Source organism: Chromobacterium alkanivorans (assembly GCF_016937655.1).
Lineage (GTDB): Bacteria > Pseudomonadota > Gammaproteobacteria > Burkholderiales > Chromobacteriaceae > Chromobacterium > Chromobacterium alkanivorans.
On record NZ_JAFHKL010000003.1, the window covers coordinates 22,062 to 33,759 of the forward strand.

Here is an 11,698-nt window from a genome sequence, read left to right on the forward strand (position 1 = left end):
AACGCGCAGCAGATCGTAAACAGGTTCTCAATCCCCTACCCCGCCCAGCGAGCCCGCCATGATCCACATCGACTTCGACCACAGCTACGCCCGCGACCTGCCCGACGCCTGCGCGCCGGTCAAGCCCGACGCCCCGCCCGCGCCGGCCCTGCTGTACTGGAACACCGCGCTGGCGGAAGAACTGGGCCTGGACAACGGCCAGGCCGACGCCGCCGAGCTGGCCGCCGCCTTCTCCGGCGCCGCGCTGCCGGCCGGCGCCAAGCCGGTGGCCCAAGCCTATGCCGGCCACCAGTTCGGCGGCCTGTCCCCATCGCTGGGCGACGGCCGCGCGCTGCTGCTGGGCGAAGTCATCGACCGCAACGGCCAGCGCCGCGACGTCGCCTTCAAGGGCAGCGGCCGCACTCCGTTCTCCCGCCGCGGCGACGGCAAGGCCGCGGTGGGGCCGATGCTGCGCGAACTGATCATCGGCGAAGCCATGCACGCGCTCGCCATCCCCAGCACCCGCGCGCTGGCCGTGGTCGCCACCGGCGAAACCGTCTACCGCGAACAGGCGCTGCCCGGCGCGGTGCTGACCCGCGTCGCCGCCAGCCACCTGCGCGTCGGCACCTTCCAGTACTTCGCCCTCCGCGGCGAGCGCGATATGCTGCGCCGGCTGGCTGATTACACCCTGGCGCGCCACTACCCCGAACTGGCCGGCGCCGAGCAACCCTATCTGGCGCTGCTGCAAGCCGCGGCGGAACGCCAGGCGGAACTGATCGCCCGCTGGATGCACGCCGGCTTCATCCACGGCGTGATGAACACCGACAATATGGCGCTCAGCGGCGAAACCATAGACTACGGCCCCTGCGCCTTCATGGACATCCATCACCCGTCCACCGTGTTCAGCTCCATAGACAGCGGCGGCCGCTACGCCTACGGCAACCAGCCGGCCATCGCCCAATGGAATTTGGCCCGGCTGGCCGAAACCCTGCTGCCGCTGCTGGACCCGGACGAGCCCAAGAACGCGGTGCCGGCGGCCACCGCCGTCATCGAAGGCTTCGTCGAACGCTACCAGGCCCACTGGCTGCGACAAGCGCGCGACAAACTGGGCCTGGCCCAAGCGCAGGACAGCGACCAGGAACTGGCCGAAGACTGGCTGGCGCTGCTGGCGCGCCAGGACGCCGACCACACCCTGGCCTGGCGCCGGCTGGCCGACGCCGCCGAAGGCCAAGACCAGGCGCTGACCCAGCTCTTCAACGACCCGGCCGCCGCCGCGCCATGGCTGGCCCGCTGGCGCCAGCGGCTGGACGCCGAACCGCAAACCGCCGCCGAACGTGCCGCCGCGCTGCGCCAGGCCAACCCGCTCTACATCCCGCGCAACCACCTGATGGAAGAAGCGCTGGCCGCCGCCAGCGACCATGACGACATGGGCCCGACGCTGGCGCTGCTGGACGTATTGCGCCAGCCCTACACCGAGCGCGCTGGCCTGGAGCGCTACACGCTGCCGGCCGCGCCGGCAGTGGCGCAAGGGTATCGGACCTTCTGCGGCACCTAATTGCTTTCTGACGCAACAAGGGCAAGCCTAGTGGCTTGCCCTTATTTCGCATCCACGCCCACCCCTTTATCCCTCTTGGGCTCAAATTCAACTGCTCCGGCCTGCGACCATGAAACCAACCTAGCGATTCTGCACGCTTATGCCTTAGAGCCTGTTCACGATCTTTTTCCAGAGTGTTGAATTGCTGATTTAGGTACACAGGAAACCGCATACCCGATGTACCCCCACTCCCTTCAAGCCTGCCGACGGGTGGCAGGCCCGAGGTTTTAAGCGGCTGCTTGTTCGAGCACCGCGACGTTAGCGCGGTGCGAGTTCAGCCGCGCCTCGGGCCTGACGGGACCCGGCGGGAAGCCGAAGGCCAGGCTTGCAGGGCGGCCTTTAGGGTAAAGGGAGATTTGGCCGCGCAAATCTCCCTTTCCGTTTGCCGGGCGGAACCGGCCCTAAATCATCATCCGCGAAGCGGATTCAACGCTTTAGAGCAATCTCCTGGAAAGATCGTGAACAGGTTCTTACAGCATTGACCGGCCCCTTGCTCCACTGCTACATTCCGACCGTGGTGCTGAACACACCTGTCAGGCGAAACCCGCGCTCGTCAGTCGCGGCTTCTCAGCCCTATTCTGAATGCACTGTTAAAGTGACCTCGGAACGCCATGTCAGGAGTTCATCATGGACAAAGCCCCCATCCCCACAGCCTCCATCTCCCAACTCGAAACCGCGGAAGCGCTGGCCAACGGCCTGGAAGCGCTGAACCTGCTGCGCCCCTTGCTGATCATCATGCGCCAGCAGATCGCCATGCCCAATCCGGATCTGGCCCAGCTGAATGGCCTGTGCCAGGCCGCCGGCTGGATCGCCGACGAGTACCACAACTACCTGGACGTGATGTGGCGGGAGGAGACCCGCAACAAAACCACGCGGTCCTGAGAGTCTGTTCACGATCTCGCGAGCAGGGGCGAGACAAGCCGAAAACGGCGGAGAAAGCGGAGCGCACACAAGGCGAATGAGCATTCCGAAGGCATACTCACCGTGCAACGCTCCACGCAACGCAGCAGATCGTAATAGGCTCCCAACCGGCCTCTGAAAGGAAAAGGCGCAAGGCATCCCGCCTTGCGCCCTTCCATTGGCCATGCTTGCAGACTGCTCACAGCCTTCAGGCCAAGCGCTTCTCCATCACATAATCATCCATCACGAAGCCGTTGCCGATATCGAACACCGCCTCCTCGCGCACCTGGAAGCCACCGCGCTGATACACCGCGATGGCACCGGCATTGTGTTTGTTCACCGTCAGCGCCAGCACATCGCAGCCGCGCTGCCGCGCCGCCCGCTCCACCGCGTCCAGCATGTAAGCGCCCAAGCCGCGGCCGCGCATTTCCGCCAACAAATACAACTGCTCCAGCTTCATCTCCCCCGGCGTCGCCGTCAGCGCGTAACTGCAATAGCCCACCAGCCTGCCGTCCAGCCGCAGCAGGCCAAACCAGCGGTCCGGCGCCTCCAGATAGGCGGACAGCTTCTCCGGGACATAGCGGCCGGCCAGCATGTAGGCGATCTGCTCGCGGCTGATCATGCTGATGAAGTGCTGATGCCAGATCTCGCCGGCCAGCTCGGCCAGGGCGGGAAAATCGGCGGCGGTCAACGGGTCCAGACAAAGGTTTTGGCTCATGCGCGGCACTCTCCAGGTTGAACGGTCATATACGAAAAATGTGGGCGATACCGCTTGCTGACAAGTCCACAGGCATTCAATTCAGCGCGGCGGCTTCACCCTAGTAGGCAAGACAGTTAGAATACAAACATCATAAAACAGCGCTACAAACCAGCCACCGCCACCCTCCCAGCGAGACCCCATGCACTTCATTTTCGATATCGACGGCACCATTTGCTTCAACGGCAGAACCATCAGTCCGATCATTCAGGACGCGCTGGACGGCCTGCGCCAACGCGGCCACCAGCTGGGCTTCGCCTCCGCCCGCCCTTACCGCGACATCCTGCCCCTGCTGGATGTCCGCCTCCACGACGCGCTGATCATCGGCGCCAACGGCGCGATGAGCCATCAGCAAGGCGAGCTGCGCCGGCTGACCCCCATCCCGGACCCGGTGTTCGCCGACGTCACCCGGCTGGCGCAGCGCTTCGCCGCGTCCTATCTGGTGGACCTGTGCTGGGACTACCACTACAACGGCGACGCCAGCCACCCCTTCCTCAACAAGGTGGACCCGGGCAAGCTGGCCAACCATGTCGGCGCGGAAGACATCCGCCAGCCGGCCAAACTGCTGATCACCGCCTGCGCCGACGCGCCCGGCCTGCGCCGGGAACTGGACGCCCACGCCGGCGTGGAGCTGCACCACCATTCCGACGAACAGATCTTCGACATCACCGCCGCCGGCGTCAGCAAGATGGCCGCGCTGCGCCAATGCGGCATCGCCGCCGAGGAACTGATCTGCTTCGGCAACGACAGCAACGACGTCAGCATGTTCCTGGACGCCGGCCACTCGGTGCAGGTGGGCGCCCACCCGCGGCTGGCGGAGCTGGCCAGCGAACGGCTGCCGCTGGACCAGGACATCGAAGCGCGGCTGGTGGACGCCATCGCGCGGCTGAGCCGCGAACGCGCGCCCGCGCGACGGGATTGAAAAAGCGCGTTCCGCCAAGGATAAATAAGATAGCGCCGCTCACCAAGACGCCGCGTTGCGCCGGCTTGCCGTACTCAATATACGGTCCGCGTCAGCGCGCCTTGCCCCAGCTTCTCTGCAAGGTGTTGTGAGCGGCCAAGTAGCTTCCCGTCGTCTCCCTGCCCGCCTCAACTCCGTGGAGCGCCCATGGCCGCCACCCTGAAGCTGTCCGAACTGATCAGCTCGCTGAGCTACGCGCTGGACATCACCGAAGGCCAGCCGGAGGGCCACGGCATCCGCAGCTGCTGGATAGGCATGCATATCGGCCAATGCATAGGCCTGCCGCCGCAGCAGCTCTGGGACCTGTACTACGCCATCCTGCTCAAGGACCTGGGCTGCAGCAGCAACGCGGCGCGCATCTGCGAGCTCTACCAGACCGACGACCGCAGCTTCAAACAGGACTTCAAGCAAGTGGGCGCCGGCCTGCCGCAGCTGCTGGGCTTCGTGTTCAAGAACACCGGCACCCACAGCGCGGGCTGGACGCGGCGCGCGGTGTCCATCCTAAAGGTGCTGCGCCACGGCCGGGCGATGGCGGACGAGCTGATCAACACCCGCTGCCACCGCGGCGCCGACATCGCCCGTCAGCTGCGCTTCAATGAAAACGTGGCGCGCGGCATCCAGTCGCTGGACGAGCACTGGGACGGCTCCGGCCGGCCGCTGGGGCTGCGCGGCGACGCCATTCCGCTGAATTCGCGCATCGCGCTGCTGGCCCAGGTGATAGACGTGTTCCACATCACCCACGGCCGCCAGGCGGCGCTGGAGCAGGCGCTGCGCCGCGCCGGCGGCTGGTTCGACCCGGAACTGGTGGCCGCCTTCCGCCGCGTCGGCGCCCGGACGGACTTCTGGCGGCAACTGGAGGCCGACGACATCGACCAGGCGGTACTGAAGCTGGAACCGGCCCAATGGGCGGTGCCGCTGGACGAGGACTATCTGGACGAGATCGCCGAAGGCTTCGGCCAGGTGGTGGACTCCAAAAGCCCGTTCACCGCCGGCCACAGCCAGAGGGTGGGCCATTACGCCGACCAGATCGCCGCGGAGCTGGAGCTGGGCCTGGAACGGCGGCGCTGGCTGAAACGCGGCGCGCTCTTGCACGACGTGGGCAAGCTGGGCGTCAGCAACACCATACTGGACAAGCCCGGCAAGCTGGAGGCGGACGAATGGGAGGCGGTCAAACGCCACGCCGGCTACACCGAGGCCATCCTGGGCCGCATCGAGCACTTCGCCGAACTGGCCTGGGTGGCCGGCGCCCACCACGAACGCCCGGACGGCGGCGGCTACCCGCGCGGCCTGTCCGGCGACGCCATCGCGCTGGAAACCCGCATCATCACCGCGGCGGACATCTTCGACGCCATCAACGCGGAACGCCCCTACCACCCGGCCACCCCGGCGCCGCAAACCCTGGACATCATGCGCCGGCACCTGGGCAGCGCCATCGACCCCGCCTGCTTCGCCGCGCTGGAACAGGTGCTGCGCCAGGAAGGCGCGCTGTCTTGAGGGCATGAAAAAACCGCCGGCGCAAAGCCGGCGGTTTTAGTGGCGGAGAGCTGTCCTCACTCCAGCTGTTCGTTCAGCTTGAGCTTGCCCACCAGCCAGGTGTGGTCGTAGCTGACGATCTCGAACGGGTTGCCGAAGGGGTCGACGAAGGACAGCGAGCAGAAGAAACGATGATCGCGCACGGAGTCCCGGGCGATGGTCTGGCCGTCGCGATTGGTGACGCGCTCGCCGGCCAGCTGGTCTATCCACTCCAGAAAATCCTGGCCGCTGACCACGAAGGCGATGTCGCCCTGGTGGTTGACCGCCCCGCTCTTGTCCTCGCTCACCGCCAGGCGCACCGCGCCGTTGGCGTTGGCCAGCATCACCGCTCCGTGCGGACCTTCGCGCATATGCTTGTAGCGCGGGTCCGGGGCCATGGCCAGCACGCGCTGATACCATTTCAGGGCCTTGGGCACGTCAGTCACACGAATGTGGATGTGATCGATCTTGCCTAAAGTCAGCATGACTTCCTCATATTGTTTTTGATGCGATAGCCCTTGGGCGACGCGCCGTCCAGCTGGGCGGCGGCGCTGTTCGCCCCTTGCCGCCGCCAGTATTTCTTTATAACAGCAAGCTGTCTATCCGCGCATTGTACTTGATTGCCATCAGGCTTGCTCGCGCTGCAACAAAGGCTTCAGATAGCGCCCGGTATGGCTGACCGGATTGGCCGCCACTTGTTCCGGCGTGCCGGTGGCGATGATCTGGCCGCCGCCGGCGCCGCCTTCCGGCCCCAAATCTATCAGCCAGTCCGCGGTTTTGACCACGTCCAGATTGTGTTCGATCACCACCACGGTGTTGCCGCTTTCGCGCAGCCGGTGCAGCACTTGCAGCAACAGGTCGATGTCATGGAAATGCAGGCCGGTGGTGGGCTCGTCCAGAATGTACAGGGTGCGGCCGGTGTCGCGCTTGGACAGCTCCAGCCCCAGCTTGACGCGCTGGGCCTCGCCGCCGGACAGGGTGGTGGCGCTCTGCCCCAGCCGGATATAGCCCAGGCCCACATCCATCAGCGTTCTCAGCTTGCGCGCCACGGTGGGCACCACGCTGAAGAATTCCAGCGCCTGTTCCACCGTCATCTCCAGCACTTCGTGAATGCTCTTGCCCTTGTATTGCACTTCCAGGGTTTCCCGGTTGTAGCGCTTGCCGTGGCATACGTCGCAAGGCACGTAGACGTCCGGCAGGAAGTGCATTTCCACCTTGATCATGCCGTCGCCCTGGCAGGCTTCGCAGCGGCCGCCCTTGACGTTGAAGGAGAAGCGGCCCGGGCCGTAGCCGCGCTCGCGCGACAGCGGCACGCCTGCGAACAGTTCGCGGATGGGGGTGAACAGGCCGGTGTAGGTGGCCGGGTTGGAGCGCGGGGTGCGGCCGATCGGGCTCTGGTCGACGTTGATCACCTTGTCCAGCTGCTTCAGGCCCTGGATGTCCTGGTAGGCGGCCGGCTCTTCGCTGGCGCCGTTGAGTTCGCGCGCGGTGATCTTGTACAGGGTGTCGTTGATCAGCGTGGACTTGCCGGAGCCGGACACGCCGGTAATGCACACCAACATGCCCAAGGGCAGCTCCAGCGTGACGTTCTTCAGATTGTTGCCGCTGGCGCCGATCAGCCTCAGCACGCGCTCCGGGTCCACCTCGCGGCGCTCGCAGCCCAATGCGATGCGGCGACGGCCGGACAGGTAGTCGCCGGTGACGGAGTGGGCGCAGGCGGCCACTTCGTCCGGGGTGCCGGCCACCAGCACTTCGCCGCCGTGCTCGCCGGCGCCCGGGCCCATGTCCACCAGGTAGTCCGCGGCGCGAATCGCGTCTTCGTCGTGCTCGACCACGATCACGCTGTTGCCCAGATCGCGCAGCCGCATCAGCGTGGCCAGCAGGCGGTCGTTGTCGCGCTGGTGCAGGCCGATGGACGGCTCGTCCAGCACGTACATCACGCCGGTCAGGCCGGAGCCGATCTGGCTGGCCAGCCGGATGCGCTGCGCCTCGCCGCCGGACAGGGTGTCGGCGGAGCGGGACAGGTTCAGGTAGTCCAGGCCCACATTATTGAGGAAGGACACCCGCTCGCTGATTTCCTTGACGATTTTCTCCGCCACCGCCTGTTTCTGGCCACTGAAGACCAGTTGGGCGAAGAAGCCGGCGGTGTCCTTCAGCGGCATCTGGTTGATCTCGTACAGCGTCTTGTCGCCGACGAAGACGTGGCGCGCCTCCAGACGCAGCCGCGAGCCCTGACAGTGCGGGCAGGGCTGGTTGTTCTGGTACTTGGCCAATTCTTCGCGCACCGCGGCGGAATCGGTTTCGCGGTAGCGGCGCTCCAGATTGGGGATGATGCCTTCGAACGGATGCGAGCGGCTGAACTTGGTGCCCTTCTCCGACATATAGCTGAACTCGATGCTGTCGCGGCCGGAGCCGTGCAGCACCACGTTGCGCACTTTCTCCGGCAGGTCTTCGAAGGCGAGTTCGGCCACGGAGAAGCCGTAATGCTCGCCCAGCGCCATCAGCATCTGGAAATAGAACTGGTTGCGCTTGTCCCAGCCCTTGATCGCGCCGGCGGCCAGGCTCAGCTCCGGGTGAGCCACCACGCGGCGCGGATCGAAGAAGGTGATTTCGCCCAGGCCGTCGCATTTGGGGCAGGCGCCCATGGGGTTGTTGAAGGAGAACAGCCGCGGCTCCAGCTCCGGCAGGCTGTAGGAGCACACCGGGCAGGCGAACTTGGCGGAAAACCAGTGCTCCTTGGCGCTGTCCATCTCCACGGCGATGGCGCGGCCTTCGGCGTGGCGCAGCGCGGTTTCAAAGCTTTCCGCCAGCCGCTGCTTCATGTCCTCGCGCACTTTCAGGCGGTCTATCACCACTTCGATGGTGTGCTTCTTGTTCTTGTCCAGCTTGGGCACGGCGTCGAGCTCAAACACTTCGCCGTCCACCCGCACCCGCACGAAGCCCTGGGCGCGCAGGTCTTCGAACAGGTCCAGGTTCTCGCCCTTGCGGCCGACGATGACCGGGGCCAGGATCATCACCCGGCTCTCTTCCGGCAGCGCCAGCACATGGTCCACCATCTGGCTGACGGTTTGCGAGGACAGCGGCACGCCGTGTTCCGGGCAGTGCGGTTCGCCGACGCGCGCGTACAGCAGGCGCAGGTAGTCGTGGATTTCGGTGACGGTGCCGACGGTGGAGCGCGGGTTGTGGCTGGTGGCCTTCTGTTCGATGGAGATCGCCGGCGACAGGCCTTCGATCAGGTCCACGTCCGGTTTTTCCATCAATTGCAGGAATTGGCGCGCATAGGCGGACAGGCTTTCCACGTAGCGGCGCTGCCCTTCCGCGTACAGGGTGTCGAAGGCCAGCGAGGATTTGCCGGAGCCGGACAAACCGGTAATCACGATCAATTGGTGGCGGGGCAAATCCAGGTTGATGTTCTTCAGATTGTGCGTGCGTGCGCCGCGAATGCGAATGCTGTCCATATTGGAGCGTAACTCACCGTCGGTCAGGGAACCTGTTAATATACCCGACTTGGCAAGTCTGACTCCACCAGTCTTTAACGCGCGGCGTCATCCGGAACGGCGCCGGACCGTTACTAGAACCATGGGGCGCGGCCCGCAGGCCGCAGCCCGCCAGCAACACAAACGACGCACACAAGAATGAACGCAACAGAACTCCGGGCCAGCCTTGGCCTCGCCGGCATCTACGCCCTGCGCATGCTGGGCATGTTCCTGATCCTGCCGGTATTCGCCCTGTACGCCCAAACCCTGGAAGGCGCGGACAACCACACCTTGATCGGCATCGCGCTGGGCAGCTACGGCCTGACCCAGGCCTTGCTGCAGCTGCCGCTGGGCATGCTCTCCGACAAGATAGGCCGCAAGAAGGTGATTTACGGCGGCTTGCTGCTGTTCGCGCTGGGCAGCTTCGTCGCCGCCGGCGCTCACGACATCGCCACCCTGACCGTGGGCCGGGTGATCCAGGGCGCCGGCGCCATTTCCGCCGCCATCACCGCGCTGCTGGCGGACCTGACCCGCGAGGAAAACCGCACCAAGGCGATGGCGATGATAGGCATGTCCATCGGCACCACCTTCGCCGCCAGCCTGGTGCTGGGGCCGCTCTTGGCCCAGTACATCGGCGTCAACGGCATTTTCGCGCTGACCGGCGCGCTGTCGCTGGCCGCGTTGATCGGCGTCTGGCTGGTGATTCCGGACCCTGTCGGCTCGCGCTTCCACTCAGACGCCGAGGCCAAGGCCAATCGGCTGCCGGCGGTGTTGAAAGACCCCCAGCTGCTGCAGCTCAATTACGGCATCTTCGCGCTGCACGCGGCGCAGATGGCGATGTTCGTCACCATCCCCTTCGCGCTGATCAAGACCGCCCACCTGGACAAGACCCAGCACTGGCAGGTGTATCTGCCGGTGACGGTGATCGGCTTCCTGCTGATGGTGCCGGCCATCATCTACGGCGAGAAGAAGGCCAGGCTCAAGCAAGTCTTCGTCGGCGCCATCGCGCTGATGGCCGCCGCCCAGTTGGGCATGGCGATGGCGCTGGACAGCTTCTGGCAGATCGTGATCTGGCTGGGCCTGTATTTCATCGCCTTCAACATCCTGGAAGCCACGCTGCCCTCGCTGATTTCCAAGATCGCCCCGGCGGATGCCAAGGGAACCGCGATTGGCGTGTATAATACCGCCCAATCCCTTGGCCTGTTCCTGGGCGCGGCCGCCGGCGGCTGGTTGTACACCCGCTTCGGCCCTGCCGGCGTGTTCGGCTTCACCAGCCTGCTGATGCTGACCTGGCTGCTGTGGTCGCTGGCCATGCGGCCGCCCAAGCCGGTGCGCTCGGTGATGTACCACATCGGCGAGGACTGGCGGGGCGACGCCAGCGACCTGTCCCGCCAATTGGCCGGCGTGGCCGGCGTGCATGAAGCCGTGGTCGTGTTGGAAGACCGCGTGGCCTATCTGAAGGTATCGCAGCAGCAGTGGGATGAAGCGACGGTGCAACGTCTGATCGGCGCCACCTTCTGAGCCGCGGCGACGGGCCAAACATTTAGATTTTTATTCGGAGACATCGATGAACAGCATCACCTTTGACGGCCGTCTGGCCGCCGACGCCGAACTGCGCTACACCCCCAGCGGTGAGCCGGTACTGTCGTTCCGCGTAGCCAGCGACATCGGCTTTGGCGAGCGCAAGAGCACCAACTGGTTCAGCTGCCAGGTATGGGGCAAGCGCGGTGAATCGCTGAAGAACTACCTGGCCAAAGGCCAGCAGGTAACCGTTTACGGCCAACTGACCCTGCGCGAGTGGCAGGACAAAGAGGGCAACAAACGCCTGTCCCCGGACGTGCGCGTCAACGAACTGAGCCTGCAAGGCGGCCGCAACGAGATGGGCGGTTCCGGCGGCGGCATGAGCGGCGGCGGCATGAGCGGCGGCGGCATGGACGACGGCTACGGCTACAACGCCCCGGCCCCGCGGCAGGAAGCCCCGGCCGCGCCGCGCCGCCAGGAGCAGCGCCCGGCGCCCAAGCAGCTGGACGATATGGACGACGACATTCCGTTCTAAAAACCAGAGCGCGAACAATCCAGCCAAGGCCGAAACACACGGCGCCGTCAGCGGACGGCGCCTGGGTTTCGGTCTTTTTCTTTGCATGTCTAATTCCGCCCTCCGGCGTCCGCCGGCTGGACTGGAGCGCTTGAGCGGCGGCAACGTCTTTCTTGCACGCCAGCGCCGCCCCCCCTCCCACGCCGCGGCGCGCTCGCCCGGCCCGTTCCAGCGGCCCTCTTCGCCGGCCAAGGCCAAGCAAGCGCGTGCTTTGCTGCGCCGCACCGTTTTGCCCATGAACTGCCATAGTCTTTAACGGCGCGTCTTGAGCCAGATTAATGTTTTATCGGCGCCCTCAAAATGTGCGTTTGCACAAATGAGACAAATCCCCTCTGCCGATATATGTCGAGTGAATTTTCCTGTATCAATTTCATGCCGTATTGATATAATTTCCGCGTATTATCAAAACGACATATTCGGTCTG

9 protein-coding genes are annotated in these 11,698 nt (G+C 65.2%); 6 read left to right on the plus strand and 3 right to left on the minus strand.

Annotated elements, in window-relative coordinates; genetic code table 11:
- Positions 1 to 58 precede the first annotated feature (58 nt).
- Together JW897_RS05930 and JW897_RS05935 are read left to right on the plus strand one after the other, a co-directional pair.
- Positions 59 to 1,534, plus strand: coding sequence for a protein adenylyltransferase SelO (locus JW897_RS05930; protein WP_205465471.1), 1,476 nt, complete (start codon positions 59 to 61; stop codon positions 1,532 to 1,534).
- Positions 1,535 to 2,200: 666 nt separating this feature from the next.
- On the plus strand, positions 2,201 to 2,455 hold the full coding sequence (locus JW897_RS05935) for a hypothetical protein (protein WP_205465472.1): 255 nt from the start codon (positions 2,201 to 2,203) through the stop codon (positions 2,453 to 2,455).
- Positions 2,456 to 2,681: 226 nt separating this feature from the next.
- Here the strand turns inward: JW897_RS05935 and JW897_RS05940 are convergent, their stop codons facing one another.
- Positions 2,682 to 3,191: a GNAT family N-acetyltransferase gene (locus tag JW897_RS05940; protein ID WP_205465473.1), complete on the minus strand. Its 510-nt coding sequence runs from the start codon at positions 3,189 to 3,191 to the stop codon at positions 2,682 to 2,684.
- Between the two features lie 181 nt (positions 3,192 to 3,372).
- Here JW897_RS05940 and JW897_RS05945 point away from each other — a divergent pair, with 181 nt between their 5' ends.
- Entirely contained in the window at positions 3,373 to 4,152 is a 780-nt protein-coding gene (locus JW897_RS05945) for an HAD-IIB family hydrolase (RefSeq protein WP_205465474.1), read from the plus strand.
- A gap of 186 nt (positions 4,153 to 4,338) precedes the next feature.
- Positions 4,339 to 5,685, plus strand: coding sequence for an HD-GYP domain-containing protein (locus JW897_RS05950; RefSeq protein ID WP_205465475.1), 1,347 nt, complete (start codon positions 4,339 to 4,341; stop codon positions 5,683 to 5,685).
- A 56-nt stretch (positions 5,686 to 5,741) separates the two neighbouring features.
- Here the strand turns inward: JW897_RS05950 and JW897_RS05955 are convergent, their stop codons facing one another.
- Together JW897_RS05955 and uvrA are read right to left on the minus strand one after the other, a co-directional pair.
- Positions 5,742 to 6,188 (minus strand): VOC family protein, encoded by a 447-nt coding sequence (locus tag JW897_RS05955; RefSeq protein ID WP_048413821.1) that lies wholly within the window; start codon positions 6,186 to 6,188, stop codon positions 5,742 to 5,744.
- 141 nt (positions 6,189 to 6,329) lie between these two features.
- Positions 6,330 to 9,161: an excinuclease ABC subunit UvrA gene (gene uvrA, locus JW897_RS05960; RefSeq protein ID WP_205465476.1), complete on the minus strand. Its 2,832-nt coding sequence runs from the start codon at positions 9,159 to 9,161 to the stop codon at positions 6,330 to 6,332.
- 177 nt (positions 9,162 to 9,338) lie between these two features.
- Here uvrA and JW897_RS05965 point away from each other — a divergent pair, with 177 nt between their 5' ends.
- Both JW897_RS05965 and JW897_RS05970 read left to right on the plus strand, forming a co-directional pair.
- Entirely contained in the window at positions 9,339 to 10,700 is a 1,362-nt protein-coding gene (locus tag JW897_RS05965; RefSeq protein WP_205465477.1) for an MFS transporter, read from the plus strand.
- A gap of 46 nt (positions 10,701 to 10,746) precedes the next feature.
- Positions 10,747 to 11,235 (plus strand): single-stranded DNA-binding protein, encoded by a 489-nt coding sequence (locus JW897_RS05970; protein ID WP_205465478.1) that lies wholly within the window; start codon positions 10,747 to 10,749, stop codon positions 11,233 to 11,235.
- The last annotated feature ends 463 nt before the right edge of the window (positions 11,236 to 11,698 follow it).

Excerpts from the sequence above, each read along its gene's own strand:
- JW897_RS05930 (WP_205465471.1), top strand. The coding sequence starts at position 59 with ATGATCCACATCGACTTCGACCACAGCTACGCCCGCGACCTGCCCGAC.
- JW897_RS05935 (WP_205465472.1), top strand. The coding sequence starts at position 2,201 with ATGGACAAAGCCCCCATCCCCACAGCCTCCATCTCCCAACTCGAAACC.
- JW897_RS05940 (WP_205465473.1), bottom strand. The coding sequence starts at position 3,191 with ATGAGCCAAAACCTTTGTCTGGACCCGTTGACCGCCGCCGATTTTCCC.
- JW897_RS05945 (WP_205465474.1), top strand. The coding sequence starts at position 3,373 with ATGCACTTCATTTTCGATATCGACGGCACCATTTGCTTCAACGGCAGA.
- JW897_RS05950 (WP_205465475.1), top strand. The coding sequence starts at position 4,339 with ATGGCCGCCACCCTGAAGCTGTCCGAACTGATCAGCTCGCTGAGCTAC.
- JW897_RS05955 (WP_048413821.1), bottom strand. The coding sequence starts at position 6,188 with ATGCTGACTTTAGGCAAGATCGATCACATCCACATTCGTGTGACTGAC.
- uvrA (WP_205465476.1), bottom strand. The coding sequence starts at position 9,161 with ATGGACAGCATTCGCATTCGCGGCGCACGCACGCACAATCTGAAGAAC.
- JW897_RS05965 (WP_205465477.1), top strand. The coding sequence starts at position 9,339 with ATGAACGCAACAGAACTCCGGGCCAGCCTTGGCCTCGCCGGCATCTAC.
- JW897_RS05970 (WP_205465478.1), top strand. The coding sequence starts at position 10,747 with ATGAACAGCATCACCTTTGACGGCCGTCTGGCCGCCGACGCCGAACTG.